Annotated in this window: 15 protein-coding genes; 13 read left to right on the top strand and 2 right to left on the bottom strand. The window is 72.6% G+C overall.

Translation table 11 applies throughout. The features are described from left to right. Window positions 1-116: 116 nt before the first annotated feature. Genes IE95_RS0104175 through IE95_RS0104160 form a run of 4 tightly spaced genes read left to right on the top strand, consistent with a single transcriptional unit; the run spans window position 117 to window position 8307 of the window. Window positions 117-1070: a carbohydrate ABC transporter permease gene (locus tag IE95_RS0104175; protein WP_051702705.1), complete on the top strand. Its 954-nt coding sequence runs from the start codon at window positions 117-119 to the stop codon at window positions 1068-1070. Further along, window positions 1067-2020, top strand: a complete 954-nt coding sequence (locus IE95_RS0104170; protein ID WP_240666320.1) for a carbohydrate ABC transporter permease — start codon at window positions 1067-1069, stop codon at window positions 2018-2020. The genes IE95_RS0104175 and IE95_RS0104170 overlap by 4 nt, the downstream gene beginning before the upstream one ends. Further along, the gene (locus tag IE95_RS0104165; protein WP_240666321.1) at window positions 2017-3915 is read left to right on the top strand and encodes a glycoside hydrolase family 35 protein; all 1899 of its coding nucleotides are present in this window, start codon (window positions 2017-2019) and stop codon (window positions 3913-3915) included. Before IE95_RS0104170 ends, IE95_RS0104165 begins: the two co-directional genes overlap by 4 nt. Window positions 3916-3966: 51 nt before the next feature. After that, window positions 3967-8307: an endo-alpha-N-acetylgalactosaminidase family protein gene (locus IE95_RS0104160; RefSeq protein WP_084689790.1), complete on the top strand. Its 4341-nt coding sequence runs from the start codon at window positions 3967-3969 to the stop codon at window positions 8305-8307. Window positions 8308-8408: 101 nt separating this feature from the next. Here IE95_RS0104160 and IE95_RS0104155 read toward each other — a convergent pair whose 3' ends face one another. Further along, the gene (locus IE95_RS0104155; RefSeq protein ID WP_051702704.1) at window positions 8409-9638 is read right to left on the bottom strand and encodes a CobW family GTP-binding protein; all 1230 of its coding nucleotides are present in this window, start codon (window positions 9636-9638) and stop codon (window positions 8409-8411) included. 117 nt (window positions 9639-9755) lie between these two features. Here IE95_RS0104155 and rpmB point away from each other — a divergent pair, with 117 nt between their 5' ends. The 6 genes from rpmB (at window position 9756) to IE95_RS0104125 (ending at window position 12888) form a co-directional block, all read left to right on the top strand. Further along, window positions 9756-9992 carry a 50S ribosomal protein L28 gene (gene rpmB / locus IE95_RS0104150; protein WP_030150367.1) on the top strand — a complete coding sequence of 79 codons (237 nt, stop codon included), beginning with the start codon at window positions 9756-9758 and terminating at the stop codon, window positions 9990-9992. Then, a complete protein-coding gene (gene rpmG / locus IE95_RS0104145) occupies window positions 9992-10159 on the top strand; it encodes a 50S ribosomal protein L33 (protein WP_030150366.1) in 168 nt (55 codons plus the stop codon). Before rpmB ends, rpmG begins: the two co-directional genes overlap by 1 nt. 21 nt (window positions 10160-10180) lie before the next feature. Continuing rightward, window positions 10181-10486 (top strand): 30S ribosomal protein S14, encoded by a 306-nt coding sequence (gene rpsN, locus IE95_RS0104140; RefSeq protein ID WP_030150365.1) that lies wholly within the window; start codon window positions 10181-10183, stop codon window positions 10484-10486. A gap of 23 nt (window positions 10487-10509) precedes the next feature. Then, window positions 10510-10815, top strand: coding sequence for a type B 50S ribosomal protein L31 (locus IE95_RS0104135; RefSeq protein ID WP_036570838.1), 306 nt, complete (start codon window positions 10510-10512; stop codon window positions 10813-10815). A gap of 310 nt (window positions 10816-11125) precedes the next feature. After that, the gene (locus tag IE95_RS0104130) at window positions 11126-11407 is read left to right on the top strand and encodes an HU family DNA-binding protein (RefSeq protein WP_030150363.1); all 282 of its coding nucleotides are present in this window, start codon (window positions 11126-11128) and stop codon (window positions 11405-11407) included. Window positions 11408-11655: 248 nt separating this feature from the next. Continuing rightward, complete coding sequence (locus IE95_RS0104125; RefSeq protein ID WP_051702703.1) at window positions 11656-12888, top strand: YibE/F family protein; 1233 nt, start codon at window positions 11656-11658, stop codon at window positions 12886-12888. A gap of 49 nt (window positions 12889-12937) precedes the next feature. Here IE95_RS0104125 and IE95_RS0104120 read toward each other — a convergent pair whose 3' ends face one another. Further along, window positions 12938-13411 (bottom strand): Lrp/AsnC family transcriptional regulator, encoded by a 474-nt coding sequence (locus IE95_RS0104120; RefSeq protein WP_030150361.1) that lies wholly within the window; start codon window positions 13409-13411, stop codon window positions 12938-12940. A 159-nt stretch (window positions 13412-13570) separates the two neighbouring features. On the opposite strand from IE95_RS0104120, the gene pdhA reads away from it, so the two are divergent. From pdhA to IE95_RS20820, 3 genes are read left to right on the top strand one after another with little or no spacing between them, the layout of a single operon-like run. Continuing rightward, entirely contained in the window at window positions 13571-14737 is a 1167-nt protein-coding gene (gene pdhA, locus IE95_RS0104115) for a pyruvate dehydrogenase (acetyl-transferring) E1 component subunit alpha (RefSeq protein ID WP_051702702.1), read from the top strand. Further along, entirely contained in the window at window positions 14734-15765 is a 1032-nt protein-coding gene (locus IE95_RS0104110; protein WP_030150359.1) for an alpha-ketoacid dehydrogenase subunit beta, read from the top strand. The genes pdhA and IE95_RS0104110 overlap by 4 nt, the downstream gene beginning before the upstream one ends. Beyond that, window positions 15765-17771: a dihydrolipoamide acetyltransferase family protein gene (locus tag IE95_RS20820; protein WP_129429553.1), complete on the top strand. Its 2007-nt coding sequence runs from the start codon at window positions 15765-15767 to the stop codon at window positions 17769-17771. The genes IE95_RS0104110 and IE95_RS20820 overlap by 1 nt, the downstream gene beginning before the upstream one ends. The last annotated feature ends 34 nt before the right edge of the window (window positions 17772-17805 follow it).

Genomic DNA, 17805 nt, shown 5'->3' with positions numbered 1-17805 from the left:
GTCCCACCGCGCACGAGCAGCACAAGGCCCGACGACGCCACGCACCTGCGAGCACCGGTGCACCTGGGCGCGTGACGTCGTCGGGCACCACGACGCATCCCCCTGAGGAACCCACCATGACCACGAGCCTGACGTCGGCGGCACCGCCGCCGGTCGAGACGAAGCGCGCGGCGACCACGCCGCCCCAGCGACCTCGCAGCCGGACCAGCCGGTACGCGATCTGGTTCGTCGGCCCGTTCGTGGTGCTGTTCGTCGGGATGTACGTCGCGCCCATCCTGTTCGCGATCTACAAGAGCATGTTCCGCATCCAGCGCGACGCGCTCGGGCTGGGCGGCACGCAGGAGATCTTCGACCCCCTGTTCAACTACGCGTACGCGCTGGGCGACTCGACGTTCATCACCTCGATCGGCCGCGTGCTCCTGTTCGGCGTCGTGCAGGTGCCCGTCATGCTGGGCCTCGCGCTCGGGATCGCGCTCCTCATCGACTCGGCCTCGGCGCGGGCCAAGGGCTTCTTCCGCCTCTCGAGCTTCGCGCCCTACGCCGTGCCGACCGTGGTCTCGGCGCTCATGTGGTCGTTCCTCTACTCGCCCACGAACAACCCGTTCAACCAGCTCCTCGGGCTGGTCGGGATCGACGTCAACTTCCTGAGCCAGGACTTCGCCCTGTGGGCCGTCGCGAACGTCGTGACGTGGGGCTGGACCGGCTACAACATGATCATCATCTACGCCGCGCTCCAAGGGGTCCCGGGCGAGGTGCTCGAGGCCGCCAAGCTCGACGGCGCCTCACCGTGGCGCACCGCGTGGAGCATCAAGATCCCGCTCGTGCGGCCCGCGATCCTCCTCACCACGATCTTCTCGATCATCGGCTCCGCGCAGCTCTACAACGAGCCGTTCGTGCTCAAGCAGAGCACCGGGGCGATCGACGCGAGCTACACGCCGATCATGGCCGCGCAGGCCTCGCTCCAGTCGGCCAACTACCCGTACGCCGCAGCCCAGTCGGTGCTGCTCGCGGTCGGTGTGGCCGTGCTGTCCGTCCTCTTCTTCCGTCTGACGTCCAGGAGGTCCTCGTGACCACGAGCACCGCACCCGCCCGGGCCGAGAAGACCGCGGGCAACCGCCTGCGCCGCAAGCGCACCGACGCGAAGGGGAGCCAGGGCAGCACGGGTCTGCGCGGCGACTCGATCGAGACCACGGCCACGAGCCGCATCGCGGTCACCGCGGTCCTCGCGCTCACCGCCGTGTACTTCCTGTTCCCCCTGTGGTGGCTGTTCGTCGCGGCCACCAAGGACGCCGGGTACACGTTCGCCGGCAGCCCCCTGTGGTTCTCCAACTTCGACCTGTTCGGCAACATCGGCGACCTGTTCGCCTACAAGGACGGCATCTTCGCCGTCTGGATGGCGAACTCGGCGCTCTACTCGATCGTCGGCGCAGGCCTCGGGACGCTCATCGCGGTCTCGACCGGCTACGCCCTGGCGAAGTACGAGTTCCGCGGCAAGGGCGTGCTGTTCGGCGTGGTCCTCGGCGCGGTCCTCATCCCCAAGGTCCTGTTCACGCTGCCGCTGTTCCTCATGTTCTCCGCGACGGGCATCGTCAACACCTACCTCGCGGTGCTCCTGCCCAGCATCGTGAGCCCGTTCGGCGTCTACCTGGGGCGCATCTTCGCCGCGAGCTCGGTGCCCGACGAGGTCATCGAGGCCGCGCGCCTCGACGGCGCGAACGAGGGCCGCATCTTCTTCGGGGTCAGCCTCAAGATGATGGCCCCCGCGCTCGTCACGATCTTCCTCTTCCAGTTCGTCGAGATCTGGAACAACTTCCTGCTCCCCTCGCAGGTCCTCATCTCCGAGAACCTGCGGCCCGTCACGGTCGGGCTGGTGAGCTGGAACGCCCTGGTCCAGGCCGGCCAGATCGAGCGGCACATGGTCATCATCGGCGCGTTCGTGGCGGTCGTCCCGCTCATCGTCGCGTTCCTCTCCCTCCAGCGCTTCTGGCGCTCCGGACTCGCAGCGGGGGCCATCAAGTGAACCAGCAGCACCCAGCCGACCAGACAGCGTCCCCGGTCGGCGGACCGACCCTGCGCGCCGACGGCGCGACCACGCCCACGCTGCGCGCGGACGGCGCGACCCTCCTGCGGGACGGTGCGCCGCACCGCATGCTCTCCGGCTCGATCCACTACTTCCGCGTGCACCCCGACCAGTGGGAGGACCGCCTCCTGCGCCTGCGCGCCATGGGCCTCAACACGGTCGACACCTACGTCCCGTGGAACTGGCACGAGGCCGAGCGCGGCACGTTCGACTTCACCGGGTGGCGCGACGTCGAGCGGTTCGTGCGCCTCGCGGGCGACCTGGGGCTCGACGTCGTGGTGCGCCCCGGCCCGTACATCTGCGCCGAGTGGGACAACGGCGGCCTGCCCGCATGGCTCACGGCGCTGCCCGGTGTGCGGCTGCGGTGCAGCGACGACACGTACCTCGCCGCGGTCGCGGCGTGGTTCGACGAGCTGGTCCCGCGCCTCGCGGCGCTCCAGGCGCGCCGGGGCGGACCCGTCGTGGCCGTCCAGGTCGAGAACGAGTACGGCAGCTACGGCGACGACCACGCCTACATGGCATGGGTCCACGACGCGCTCGCTGCCCGGGGCATCGACGAGCTCCTCTTCACGGCAGACGGACCCACCGACCTCATGCTCGACGGCGGCACGCTCCCCGGCGTGCTGGCCGCGGCCACGTTCGGCAGCCGCCCGGGCCAGGCGCTCGACAAGCTCACGGGCCGCCGCGGCGAGCAGCCCTTCGTGTGCGCCGAGTTCTGGAACGGCTGGTTCGACCACTGGGGCGACCCGCACCACGTGCGCGGCGCCGACAGCGCGGCGTCCGACGTGCGCGAGCTCCTCGACCTCGGCGGGTCGGTGAGCCTCTACATGGCGCACGGCGGCACGAACTTCGGGCTGACCGCAGGGGCCAACCACGACGGGACACGGCTCCAGCCGACCGTCACGAGCTACGACTCCGACGCAGCGGTGGCCGAGGACGGCACCGTGACGCCCAAGTTCTTCGCGCTGCGCAAGGTGCTCACCGAGTACCGCGGCGAGGTCGGGGACACCCAGGACGACCGGTGGATCCAGGACCCCGCCCGGCTCCCGGCGCAGGCCCTGCCTCCGGTGAGCACCCGCCCGCTCCTGCCCGCCCTGCGGGCGTCGGGAGTCGCGACGGTCGCTTCGTCGCCGCTCACGTTCGAGCAGCTCGGACAGAACGCCGGGCTCGTGCTCCACACGGCCACGCCGACGCTCCCGCCCGGCAGCAGCACGCTCTCGATCCTCGGGCTGCACGACCGTGCGACGGTCTACGTCGACGGCCACGAGGTCGGCGTCCTGGAGCGCGAGACCTCCCACCTGGGGCTCACGGTCGTCGGTCGCGGGGTGCCCGTGCGGCTCGAGATCCTCGTCGAGAACCTCGGCCGCATCAACTACGGGCCCCGGCTCGGCGAGCACAAGGGCATCCTCGGCGACGTCCTGGTCGAGCGGCGCATCGTGCACGGCTGGACCTCTCGGTCCCTGCCGCTCGACCTGCTGCCCGTGGACGGGCTGTGGGCGGCGGGTGAGCCGGACGCCACGGACGCCCCGAGCGTGCCCCGTGACGCCGTCGGGCCGCAGGGCGTGATCGCCCGGACGACGCTCGACGTCGACGAGCCCGCCGACACGTTCCTGACGCTGCCTGGCTGGACCAAGGGGTTCGTCTGGGTCAACGACGTGCTGCTCGGCCGCTACTGGGAACGCGGCCCGCAGCACACCCTCTACGTCCCCGCGCCGCTGCTGCGCGCGGGGAGCAACACCGTCACGGTCCTCGAGCTGCACGAGGTCGGCTCCGACCTCGAACTGACGGACGAGGCCGTCCTCGGCGAGCCCGAGGAGTACGTCGAAGAGCTGTGACGCCCGTCGGTCGGGGGACGGCCGATGAACTGCTATCGAAGGAGACAGCACATGGTTCGACATTCCCCTGGCCCCCGGGCCGGTTCCCTCCCGGGCGGCGGCTCGCGCCGCGCCCGCCGGCTCGTGGCGCTCGCCACCGCGGTCGTGGTGCCGTTCGCGGCACTGCCTGCCGCGGCCGCGGCGAGCCACGCCCCGGCGAGCAGCACGACCCAGCTCTCGGCCCTCGGCCTGACGGCCGAGCAGGTCGCGGCGGCGAGCGTCGAGGGCGCGGCGACGCTGCGCTCTCCCCAGCTCGACGTCCAGGTCGCCGCCGACTTCCCGCGGGTCCTGAGCTACACCGACCGCGCGACGGGCGCCTCGCTCGCGGGCAGCACCGCGACCGTCGCGACGGTGCGCCTCAACGGCACCGACCGCACGGTCGCGGTCGAGGCCGGCGAGCCCGGTGAGACGAGCCGCGACTACCACCTGACGTTTCCCGACCTCGCGGGCGTCAGCCTCGACACGCGCCTCGAGGTCGACGGCAACGCCGTGACGTTCCGCGTCACGGGCGTGACCGACACCGAGGACTTCCGCGTCGGGACCATCGAGGTCCCGGGCCACGACCTGCTCTCCGTCTCGTCGGCCGACCCGTCGGCCGTCGTCGCCTCGGCCGTCATCAGCCCGGACCGCGGCAAGGTCGGCGACACGTTCACCACCGTCACGGGGCAGACGCCCGTCAACGCGAACCCGGTCGGGTCCGCGTACGCGATCGTGAGCACGAGCGCGCTGTCGGCCACGATCGTGACCAACAGCGTCTACGACGAGGCGGGCGGCAAGGCCGCCGCGGACGGCAACCGCCTGCAGCGCCAGGCGCGCGCGGCCGACGGCGGCGTGCGCGTGGGCGTCTGGAGCGGCGCGTGGACCTACCGGGCCCAGGGCTCGCCCGTCACCGAGGAGCTGCCGTACGCGACCGTCGTCGTGACGGCCGACGCCAACGGTGACGACACGGTCGACTGGCAGGACGGCGCGATCGCGTTCCGTGCGACCGCACCCAAGGCGCTCGGCGCCGACCAGGTCGCCGACCGCGTCGTGACCCACATCCCGTTCAACTTCGCCTCGCAGGCCACGCACCCGTTCCTGCGCACGCTCGACGACGTCAAGCGCATCTCGCTCGCGACCGACGGCCTGGGCCAGATGGCGCTGCTCAAGGGCTACGGGTCCGAGGGGCACGACTCCGCGCACCCCGACTACGGCGGCAACTACAACGAGCGCGCGGGCGGCCTCGAGGACATGAACACGCTGCTCGAGCAGGGCGGCGACTGGAACGCGGACTTCGGCGTCCACATCAACGCGACCGAGGCCTACGCCGAGGCGAACGCGTTCTCCGACGAGCTCGTCGACCCGTCCGCCAAGGGCTGGAACTGGCTCGGTCAGTCGTACTACATCGACCAGCGCCGCGACGTGAACAGCGGGGACCTGGCCGCGCGCATCGGCCAGCTCGCCGACGAGACCCGGGGCAACCTGGACCTGCTCTACGTCGACGTCTACTACAACTTCGGCTGGCAGGCCCGCGCCCTCGCGGACGCGGCTCGCGCCAACGACCTCCAGATCGCGACCGAGTGGTCCGACAAGTTCGAGGCGAGCTCGCTGTGGAGCCACTGGTCCGCGGACGAGAACTACGGCGGCGCCTCGAACAAGGGCCTGAACTCCCAGATCGTGCGCTTCATCGACAACGCCGAGAAGGACACCTGGAACCCGCACCCGCTGCTCGGCAACGCGCGCCTCGTCGAGTTCGAGGGCTGGACCGGGCAGACCGACTGGAACGCGTTCTACCAGAACATCTGGACGACGAACGTCCCGACCAAGTTCCTGCAGCACGAGGAGATCGTGCGCTGGGGCACCGACCGGATCGACTTCACGGGTGACGTCTCGGCGCGCGGCCAGACCGCGGCCGACCGGCAGATCCTCGTCGGGGACGCCGTCGTCGCCACGGGCGGCACCTACCTCCTGCCGTGGAACGCGTCCGACGCCCCCGGGCTCGAGGGAGAGGCCACCGAGGGCGGCAAGCTCTACCACTACAACCCGGCCGGCGGCTCGACCACGTGGACCCTCACGGACGAGTTCTCCGGGGCCACGAGCCTGACGATGTACAAGCTCACGACGACGGGCCGCGAGAAGGTCGCGGACGTCCCGGTCACGGGCGGCGAGGTCACGGTCGAGGCGACCGCGGGCCAGCCGTACGTCCTGTACCCGCAGGGCGTCACGACGCCCTCGGCCGACGACGTCGCGTGGGGCACCGCGAGCGGCATCGTCGACCCCGGCTTCAACGCCGCGACGCTCGACGCGTACGAGACGGTCGGCACCACGGGCATCGAGACACTGTCCAACGGGCAGCGCGTCGCGACGCTCGGCGCGGGCGCGTCGTCGCTCAGCCAGCAGCTCGGCGAGCTCTCGACGGGCACCTACGCCGTGAGCGCGTGGGTCGAGGTCCAGCCCGGGAAGTCCCGCACGACCACCCTGTCCGTCTCGGGCGAGGGCGTCGCGCAGACCGCGAGCACCGTCGTCGAGCGCTCGACCGCGAAGAACCTCGTCGCGGCCGACGAGAAGAACAACCGCTACTACCAGCGCGTCCAGGTGCTCGTCGACGTCGCGGGCCCGGCCCGTCCGACGCTGACGGTCTCCGCCGCAGCGGGCGACGCCGTCGTGCGGGTGGACGACCTGCGGGTCGTGAGCGCCACGCGCTCGGAGGCCCCGGCCGTCGAGGGCGAGACGGGCACGGTCGTCGCGTTCGACGACTTCGAGAACGTGACCCAGGGCTGGGGGCCGTTCGTCAAGGGCGACGCGGGCGGCGTGACCGACCCGCGCACCCACATCGCCAAGCGCAACGCCCCGTACACGCAGGCCGGCTGGAACGGGAAGCTCGTCGACGACGCGCTGTCCGGCGACTGGTCGCTCAAGGCGCACGAGGAGAACAAGGGTCTCGTCTACCGCACCGTGCCCAGCACCGTGAAGCTCGAGGCGGGGCGTCAGTACCGCGTGAGCTTCGACTACCAGTCGGGCAACGGCGGCGAGTACCAGTGGGTCACGGGCTACGACTCGGTCGCGAGCGGCGCCCCGGCGTCGGTCGAGACGCACGCGACCCCGCTGGGTCAGCAGCGCACGACCACGACGTTCTCCGAGGACGTCGTCGCGAGCGGCTGCGGCGACACCTGGGTGGGGCTGCGCAAGCTCACCGCGGGCGGCAACCAGTCCGACCTGATCCTCGACGACTTCCGCGTCGTGGACCTGGGCCCGGCCGAGGCCACCCCGGCCTGCGCGTCGCTCACGGTCTCCCCGGGACCGGTCGCGTTCGAGCCCGACGTCGCGAGCACCGTCACGACGCGCCTGACCATCCACGAACCCGTGGCCGTCGCGGACGTCGCCGTGACGCTCGACGTGCCCGAGGGCTGGGAGGTCGAGGCGACCGACGCCTCGAGCGCGGCCACGCTCCCCGCGGGCGGCGTCCTGACCACGACGTGGCAGGTCACCCCGCACGGCAAGATCACGGCCGACGCCTACACGCTCACCTCGGGAGGCTCGTACACGACCACGGCCGCGCCCGTCGGGAAGCGGTCGGTCGAGGCCGGCCAGTCGGTGTGGGTCGTCGTCCCGCCGAACGGCGGCGAGAACTGGGTCAGCGACCTGCCCTTCGTCTCGACGACCAACGGGTGGGGACCGGTCGAGCGCGACCTGTCCAACGGTGAGCAGGGCGAGAAGGACGGCAAGCCGCTCACGCTGCGCGGCGTCGTCCACGAGAAGGGCCTGGGTACGCACGCGAAGTCGACCGTCCGGGTCTTCCTCGCCGGGCAGTGCGAGGCGTTCACGGCGACCGTCGGCGTCGACGACGTCCAGGCGACCAAGGGTTCCGTGCAGTTCACGGTCCTCGGCGACGGCACGCAGCTCGCCCAGACCGAGGTGCTCAGGGGTGGCGGCAAGACCGTCGACCTGAACGTGCCCGTCACGGGGGTCCGCTACCTGGACCTGGTCGTCGGGGACGGTGGTGACGGCAACGGCAACGACCACGCCGACTGGGGCTCCGCCAAGGTGTCCTGCGCCGACCCGGTCGAGCCCGAGCCGGAGCCCGAGCTCGAGGTCACCACGACGGCCACCTCGCAGTGCACGGGCGCTCGCGCCCAGGTCACGGCGCGCGCGGTCAACGAGGAGGACTTCCCGGTCGACGTGCTGGTCACGACGCCGTACGGCACCAAGACCTTCACCAACGTCCAGCCGGGCAAGAGCGCGAGCCAGAAGTTCAACTCCCGCAGCGAGGCGATCGAGGCGGGGACGGTGACGTTCACCGCGACCGCCACGGTCGACGGCGAGGAGGTCACGACCACGACCGAGAGGTCGTTCGAGGCCACGAGCTGCCGCTAGCCGCTCGGGTCGACCACTCGTCGACCACTCGTCGACAGGGACGCCCCGGGACTCTTCACGAGCCCCGGGGCGTTCCCGTGCCCGGTGTCCCGCGCCACCCGTCACACGGCGTCGCTTCGATCCCCGAGCCACGGCGCGAGCACGTCCTCGCGGCCGAGCCACCGCAGGCCGCCGTCGGCGACCTCCTCGCGCGTCGCGAGGATCTCGTCGAACGCGGCGACCAGGGCCGTGCGGTCGTCGGCCGAGTCGGCCGCGCCCGTGAAGACCAGTCGCGTGCGGGGCGCGGTGTCGTCCCACGTCCCGACCGCCCCGATGCTGAGCTGACCGCCTGCGCCGTCCCACGCGCACATCGAGTCGGGCCGGTTGGGCACCCAGAACACGCCGCGGCTGCGCAGGCGCCCGGTGCCCAGGCGGCGGACCTGGTGCAGGAGACGCTCGGGGTCGAAGGGCAGGTCGGAGACCAGTTCCAGGGTCCAGGTCCCGGTCCCGTCGTCCTGCCCGACGACGGCGCGCACCCCGAGCGGGTGCGCGCGTCGTTCGGCGACGGTCGCGTCGTGCGAGGCTGCGGACAGGTCGGCGAAGCAGAGCCTCTCGAGGCCGTCGACCCGCGTCGAGGCGTCCGCGCGCAGGCGGTCCACGAGACCAGACCCGGTGCGTGCGCTCGCGCGACGCCGGTCCCACGCGGCCCGGACCGCCGCGTGCCCTCCCGGGTGCGTGGCGCCGTCGGGCGTGGCGGGTGGGACCGGCAGCCCGGGGGCGCCGGTCGTGACGACGAGGTCGGCGTGCTCGACCTGCGCGGCGAGCACCTCGCCGACCGAGCGGTGGTCGGTGGGGGTGAGCGCGAGGCCGCGCTCCTCGAGGAGGTCGTCGTCGAGGAGGTCGGTCTCGACCGCGGCGAGGTCGACGACCGTGAGCACCGTGGCGAGCCGCAGCCCGTCGAGCCCGCCGCCGGGGCGGGAGGCGGCGGCGAGGGCGCGCACGACGGGCAGGGGCTCGGCGGACACGGGCAGCGCGAGGAGGACCTCGTCCCAGCGGCCGTCGTGCGCGAGCTCGTGGAGCGTGGGGATCGCGTCCTCGCGGACCGCGCACGACAGGCACGCGTGCTCGAGGTCGACGAGCGTGTCCTCGACGACGCCTGTCGCGTCCACGACCAGGCGCCGCAGCGTGCCGTCCTCGGCGTGGATGTCGTGGCGCAGCGCGACCGACCGCGGCGAGTCGGTCACGAGGCCGAAGATCGCGGTGTCGCGCAGCACGGGGTCGATCGTGGCGAGCACGCTGAGCGGGACGCCGGTCCCGGTCGTGCGGGGGGTCCCGGGAATATCTGCGGGCATGCGGACGCTCCACCTCTACAGAGAACGGTTCTCATCAGTCGGGAGCATACCTCTTGACGAGAACGGTTCTCAATAACTAGTGTCGGGTCTCCACGACCGACCGAAGGGAAGTCCGTCATGTCCGCCGTCTGCCAGGTGCTCGGCACCTCGCCAGGGTTCGGCCGCTCGATCTCGCACTCGCACGTGCGCACGGGGCGTCGGTTCGACCCCAACATCCAGCACAAGCGCTACTGGGTGCCGTCCCTGGGCCGGCATGTCAGGCTGAGAGTGAGCGCCCGGGGGATCAGGACGATCGACCGTCGAGGGATCGACGCGGTCGTCGCCGGAATCATCGCTCGAGGGGAGAAGGTCTGATGGCAGCGCGCACCGAGCTGCGCCCCGTGGTCAGGATGCGTTCGACCGCAGGGACCGGGTACACCTACGTGACCCGCAAGAACCGCCGCAACGACCCGGACCGGCTGACCCTGCTCAAGTACGACCCGGTGGCGCGACGACACGTCGCGTTCCGCGAGGAACGGTAGAGGAACGGTAAGGGGAACCGCATGGCCAAGAAGTCCAAGATCGCACGCAACGCCCAGCGCGAGGTGATCGTCGCCCGGTACGCCGAGCGGCGCGCCGAGCTCAAGAAGATCATCGCGTCGCCCAGCGCCTCGGACGCCGAGAAGGACGCCGCCTCGACCGAGCTGCGCAAGCAGCCCCGCGACGCGAGCGCGACCCGCCTGCGCAACCGCGACGTCGTCGACGGTCGTCCGCGCGCGTACAACCGGCGCTTCGGGCTCTCCCGCATCAGGCTGCGCGACATGGCGCACCGCGGCGAGCTCCCGGGCGTCACCAAGTCCAGCTGGTAGTCGCCACACGTAGAGGAGCACCCATGAAGAAGGACATCCACCCCGAGTACGGGCCGGTCGTGTTCCGCGACATCTCGGCCGACTTCGCGTTCCTGACCCGGTCCACGCTCGCCGGGAGCACGGCGTCCGGTCCGGGGCGCCCGGACAAGACGATCGTGTGGACGGACGGCAACACCTACCCGGTGGTCGACGTCGACATCTCGAGCGCGAGCCACCCGTTCTACACGGGCACCGCGCGCGTCGTCGACACCGCCGGACGTGTCGAGAAGTTCCGTCAGCGCTACGGCAAGGGCGCCACGGGAGGCGCGGCGAAGAGCGACGGTCGCTGAAGCGCGCTCGCTCGGCCGACGAGCCGGCGCCCCCGACGAGCCGTCCACCCTGCGGGGTGGGCGGCTCGTCGCACGCCCGAGAGACGGCTCGGAGGCGCGCAGCAGGCCCCCAGCAGGCGCCCAGTAGGTCACATTCGGCGCGGATCGGACAAGATTCTGCGCTCAGAGGAACCGTTTCGGCGCGGAAACGCGCGCAGAACCCCGTAGATTCCTTAGTGTTGTCCACGAAGTCCCGCCTCAGGGCTGGCAAACTGAGACCTCAACGTCTCGCGGTGCCCACCGTGGGGCGTGAACCGATGAAGGGATCCGCATGTCGCTCAACAAGTCTGAGCTCGTCTCGGCCATCGCCGCAAAGTCCGACCTCACCAAGGCTCAGGCCGAGAACGCCCTCAACGCGTTCCAGGAAGTCCTCGTCGAGTCGCTCGGCAAGGGCGAGGCCGTCAAGGTCACCGGCCTCCTCTCCGTCGAGCGTGTCGAGCGCGCCGCTCGCACGGGCCGCAACCCCCGCACCGGCGAGGAGATCCAGATCCCCGCTGGCTTCGGTGTCAAGATCAGCGCCGGCAGCCTCCTGAAGAAGGCCGTCACCAAGTGATCTTCGCGGCGCGCTGAGGCGTGCCGCACCGCGGGGCCGCGCCCCGCATCCCGTGCAGAGGCCCGGGTGACCGACGACGTCGGTCACCCGGGCCTCTGTCGTTCCGGGCCGCAGTGGGGCGTCACGCGACGTAGCGGCCGGCGCGGAGCGGGTCGGCCCGGCGCGTCGCTCGTGGCGAGAACCGTTCTCATTCTCTAGGGTGGGTGGGTTCCTGGGCGCGCGCCCGACCGGCTGATCCGAAGGGCGTCATGAGCCACCACTCCCACGGGCACTCCCACGGCAGTGGTCCGGCGCTGCCCGCCACGCGGCGGGTCAGGATCGTCCTCGCGGCCATCCTCGTGCCGGCCCTGCTCCTGACGATCGTCGGGCTCGTCGCGCTCTGGCCCCGCGCCGCCGACCTGCCCGACCAGATCCCGTTCACGGCCCAGGGAACCCACGTGGTGCGCGGAGTCGTCACGGGCGAGGCCGAGATCGAGACCGGGCTCGTGCCCGTCCGCCTCGACGACGGCACCGAGACCGAGGTCGTGGCCCCGCCCGAGTACGTCCACCACGGCTTCGACGTCGGCGACCGCCTCCGGATGCTCTACATCTCCCAGGCCGAGGGCGACGGCAGCACGCCCTACGCGTTCCTCGACTTCGAGCGCGGGATACCGATCGCCGTGCTCGCGATCGCGTACGCGGCGCTCGTGCTCGCGGTCGCCAGGCTGCGCGGGCTGGCCGCGCTCGCCGGACTCGTGGTCGCGCTCGTGACGATCGCCCAGTTCACGCTGCCCGCGCTCCTCGCCGGGCAGAACGTCCTCTACGTGGCGCTCGTGACGTCGTCGGCCGTCATGTTCGTGGTGCTCTACGTCGCGCACGGGTTCACGGTCCGGACCTCGACCGCGATGGTCGGGACCCTCGTGGGCCTGGTCCTCACCGCGGTGCTCGCGTGGTGGGGTGCCTCCACCTCGCACATCACCGGGCTCACGTCCGAGGAGGCGCTGTGGCTCCCGGCCTACGCCCCCGGGATCGACCTGCAGGGCATCGCGGTCTGCGGCATCGTCCTCGCGGGCATGGGCGTGCTCAACGACGTGACCATCACCCAGGCCTCGACCGTGTGGGAGCTGCGCGCCCTCGCGCCCTGGGCGTCGCGGCGCGAGCTCTTCACGCGGGCCATGCGCATCGGCCGGGACCACATCGCCTCGACCGTCTACACCATCGCGTTCGCCTACGTCGGGGCGGCCCTGCCCCTGCTCATGGCCGTCTGGCTGTCCGACCAGGCGCTCGGCACGAGCCTCACGTCGGGGGAGATCGCGGAGGAGGTCGTGCGGACGCTCGTCGGGTCGATCGGGCTCGTGCTCGCGATCCCGCTCACGACGGCCATCGCGGCCGTGACGGTGCCGAGCGAGCAAGCCGCGTCCAGGGTGCCCGACGAGCCTGCCGGGCCTGCGGGGGCGGCCGGGGCTGCCGACGACCTGGCCCGGAGCACGCCCTTCACCTGATCCGCACCGACACCCGCGGACGGGGCCGGGCGGGGCCGGACGGCCGGCGTCAGAGGCTCTTGCGTGCCCGCTCGATCAGGGGGCGCACCCGGTACGGGATGAGCTCGCCCATCGAGAGCGACGTCTCGGTGCGCTCGACCCCGTCGATCGCGAGGATCGCCGCGTCGATGCGGAACAGGTGGTCCGTGGTGCGGCACGCGACCAGGACCCGCAGGTCCGAGGTACCGCTGCGCCCGTGCGCCTGGAGCACCTCGGGGATCTCCGCGAGCGTCGCCACGATGCGGCCGAGCTCCTTCTGCTTGACCTCGACCTCGATGAACGCGGTCAGGGGGTGTCCCAGGAACTCCGGGCTGATGCGCCGGTCGAAGTCGAGGAACGCCCCGGCCTCCTCGAGGTGGGCCATGCGCGCGTGCACCGTGTTGCGCGAGAGCCGCAGGCGCTCGGCCAGCGCGACGATCGTGCCGCGCGGGTCCTTCGCGAGCGCGACGAGGAGATCGAGGTCGACGGCATCGTAGCTGCGCACAGTGTTCAGCCTAGCCCGGTGACGGGCAGCACACTGCCCAGCCGTCGCGTCATGACTGGAGCCATGTGCGGGGCGGGGTTACGTTCGCGGTATCCGGTGCTCGACGGTGAGCGGCGGGGTGCTCGACGACGAGCACGGGAGCAGACGCGAGGTGACGCGATGACGCCCAGCAAGGTGGACAGCCGTGTCGAGCCGCGGACGACACAGGACGTCGTCCAGGTGCTCGACGAGGCCGGTGCACGCCACGGATCGGCGGAGCAGGACCGGTGGCTGGAAGGACTCGACGCAGACCCCGCGGCGGCCCTTCGACTGTACGAGGACATGGTCGTGGTGCGTCGGATCGACGCCGAGGCCACGGCTCTCCAGCGGCAGGGCGAGCTCGCGCTGTGGCCCCCGCTCCTGGGGCAGGAGGCCGCGCAGATCGGCTCGGGCCGGGCGCTGCGGAGCGACGACTTCGTGTTCTCGAGCTACCGCGAGCACGCCGTGGCGTACACGCGGGGGGTCGCGCTCGTCGACCTCGTACGGGTGTGGCGGGGCGTGACGGCGTCGGGCTGGGACCCGTACGCCGTGAACATGGCGACGCCGCAGGTCATCATCGGTGCGCAGACGCTGCACGCGACGGGCTACGCGATGGGCATCGCGAACGACGGGGCCGACGCCGTCGCGGTCGCCTACCTGGGCGACGGCGCCATGAGCCAGGGCGACGTCAACGAGGCGTTCGTGTTCGCCGCGACCTACCGGGCGCCCGTGGTGTTCCTGTGCCAGAACAACCAGTGGGCGATCTCCGAGCCCGTGGCGCTCCAGTCGCCCGTGCCCCTCGTGGACCGCGCCGCGGGCTTCGGCCTGCCGGGCGTGCGCGTCGACGGCAACGACGTCCTCGCGGTGCATGCCGTGGTGCACGAGGCCCTCGACCGGGCCCGCACGGGCGGAGGTCCCACGTTCATCGAGGCCGTGACCTACCGGATGGGCCCGCACACCACGGCCGACGACCCCACGCGCTACCGCGACCCCGCCGAGCTCGAGACGTGGGCCGGACGTGACCCGATCTCCCGGTACCGGGCGTACCTGACCGACCGCGGCCTGCTGACCGAGGCCGAGGAGACACGGGTCCAGGGTGTCGCCGACCGGGCAGCGGCCGAGCTGCGTGCCGGGTGCATCGGGCTCGAGGACCCGCCCGCGCTCTCGATCTTCGACCACGTGTACGCCGAGCCGCACGCGGCGCTCGCGGCCGAGCGTGCCGCGTACGCGCAGTACCTGGAGGGGTTCGCCGACTCCCCGGGGCCCGAGGGCGCCGGCACCTCCGACGCGAAGGGCGGTGCCCGATGACCACCCTGACGCTCGCCAAGGCCCTCAACGCGGGCCTGCGCCGCTCGCTCGCGAACGACGACAAGGTCGTCGTCATGGGCGAGGACGTCGGCCGCCTCGGCGGTGTGTACCGCGTGACGGACGGCCTCCAGACCGAGTTCGGCCCGCGTCGCGTGCTCGACACGCCGCTCGCGGAGTCGGGCATCCTCGGCACGGCCGTGGGGCTCGCGTACCGCGGCTACCGTCCCGTGTGCGAGATCCAGTTCGACGGGTTCGTGTACGTCGCGTTCGACCAGATCGTGTCCCAGCTCGCCAAGATGCACGCCCGCACGGGCGGCGCGGTGCGCCTGCCGATCACGATCCGCATCCCCGTGGGCGGTGGCCTGGGGGCGGCCGAGCACCACTCGGAGTCGCCCGAGGCGTACTTCGCGCACACCGCGGGTCTGCGCGTCGTGACGGTCTCCGACCCCCAGGACGCGTACACGGTGCTCCAGCAGGCCATCGCGTGCGACGACCCGGTCGTGTTCTTCGAGCCCAAGCGCCGCTACCACCTCAAGGGCGAGGTCAACGAGGCGGCGGACCTGCGCTCGGCCGTCCCCATGGACGCGGCGCGCGTCGTCGTGCCGGGCACGGACGTCACGCTGGTGACGTTCGGGTCGCTCGTCACGACGGCCCGGGACGCCGCCGTCGCGGCCGCCGACGAGGGCGTCTCGATCGAGGTCGTGGACCTTCGCTCGCTCTCTCCGATCGACCACGCGACGGTCGCGGCGTCGGTCCGCAAGACAGGTCGGCTGGTCGTCGCGCACGAGGCCCCGCACCAGGCGGGCCTGGGCGCCGAGGTCGCGGCCGCGGCGACCGAGCGCTGCTTCGACCACCTCGAGGCCGCACCGGTGCGCGTCACGGGGCACGACGTCCCGTACCCGCCCGCCAAGGCCGAGCAGCACCAGGTCCCGGACCTGGACCGGATCCTCGACGGCGTGGACCGCGTCCTGGGGCGCGGGGCGTACGAGGCGTCGGGGTACGCGGCGTTCGAGGGGGTGGCACGGTGATGGCGACGCGCGAGTTCCTCCTGCCCGACCTCGGCGAGGGCCTCACCGAGTCCGACCTCGTGAGCTGGCACGTCGCCGCGGGCGACACGGTCGAGCTCAACCAGGTCATCGCGGAGGTCGAGACGGCCAAGGCGCTCGTCGACCTCCCCTCGCCCTACGCCGGGGTCGTCACGGTGCTGCACGCCGAGCCCGGGCAGACGGTCAACGTCGGCGAGCCGCTCGTCACGTTCGAGGTCCCGGACGAGGCGGGGGCGTCGGGGGGCGTCACGCCCGGCGGCGCCGCGTCGGCCGGGCGTCCGGCAGACGGGGACGCGTCCGCCCGTCCGGCGGACGGCGGCGCAGCAGCGGGTGGCGCGACGGACGGAGTGCCCGACGGCGCCGCGCCGGACGGTCGATCGGCCGGCGGCGGGCAGGGCACCGCCGAGGAGGCGCCCCAGCCGAACCTCGTCGGATACGGCGCGCGGCCCGAACGATCGGGCCGGCCCACGCGGCGAGCACGCCGATCGCCGGCGAGCTCCACGGGCGAGATGCGGCCACGTGGGGTCGAGGACAGGGGAAGCGCCCCAGATAGCCGCATCTCGACGGAGGGGTCAGCGCACGGTCGGCGCTCCGACGACGACCCGGCTGTCGTGGGGGCCGGTGCGAGCGCGGCACGGGACGGGAGCACCGACCCGGCCCCGACCGAGCGCCCCCGCTCGACCCCACCCGTGCGCCGACTCGCCAAGCAGCTCGGGGTCCACCTCGAACGGATCGTCGGGACCGGCGCGCGCGGCCTCGTGACCCGCGAGGACGTCCTGGCGGCCGTGAGCTGCACACAGTCCGGGGCCCGTGAGGGCGCGGCGGCGGACGCACCGGTCAGCGGACGACGGACCGGGACAGGGCGCGAGCGCAATGGCGTCCACGGGCTCCCGAGCACCGCATCGACCGGCCCGGCCTCGCGTGGGTTCATCACCTCAGCCCCGGACGACGGTCCGGACGACGGGCCGGACGCTCTCGACGACACCGGCACCCCGGACGACGAGTACCCGCAGACCGCCTCGCCCCGCTCGGGCCCGACCTCCCTGCGAGACCTCCTCGGTCAGTCCGGGCTGGCCCGCGCCGCCGCACGACGGGCCGAGGGCTTCCCGCCGCCCGAGCCGCGCACCGCCCGGGCCGCACCGGTGGCCGGGGCGGGCGCGACGTCGTCGGGCCGGGTGGGCACGGGGACCGCCGGCGCGACGGGTACCCCGGCCGCACGCGAGACCCGCACGCCCGTGCGCGGCGTGCGCAAGCACACGGCCGCCGCGATGGTCGCGAGCGCCTTCACCGCACCCCACGCGACCGTGTTCCTCACGCTCGACGTCTCGCCCTCGATGGAGCTCCTCGACCGCTTGCGGACCCATCCGCTCGCCCGCGGGACCAGGATCACGGTCCTGGCGCTCGTCGCGCGGGCGCTGTGCGTCGTCCTGCCGCGGCACCCCTCGCTCAACAGCCGGTGGGAGGACCTGCCGGACGGGACCGCGGAGATCGTCCACAGCCCGCGCGTCCACCTGGGGACAGCGGTCGCGACCGAGCGCGGGCTGGTCGTGCCGCACGTGCCCGACGCGCACACGTTCGGGCTCACGGGGCTCGCGCAGGCGCTCGCGGACCTCACCGCGACGGCGCGGAGCGGACGCACCGCGCCCGAGCGGCTCACGGGCGGGACCGTCACGATCACCAACGTCGGGGTGTTCGGGGTCGACGCCGGGACGCCGATCCTGGTCCCGGGGGAGGCCGCGATCCTCGGCGTCGGGGCCGTGCGCAAGCGCCCCTGGGAGCACGAGGGACAGGTCGCGCTGCGCGACGTGCTCACGCTGAGCCTGTCGTTCGACCACCGAGTGGTCGACGGCGAGCAGGGCGCCCGGTTCCTCGCCGAGCTCGGGGCGCTGCTCGCGGACCCGGCGCTCGCGCTGCTCCTCGTGGGCGACCCGGGCGACCCCGGTGACCCGGGCGACCCGGGCGACCCCGGTACGGGGGCAGCCTCGTGACCGCGACCCTGCCGACGACGCGTGCGGGTGTCGG

Origin of the sequence: Oerskovia turbata (assembly GCF_000718325.1) — a bacterium.
In the GTDB taxonomy this organism is placed as follows: Bacteria; Actinomycetota; Actinomycetes; order Actinomycetales; family Cellulomonadaceae; genus Oerskovia; species Oerskovia turbata.
This window is presented reverse-complemented; position numbering and strand designations above follow the sequence as displayed.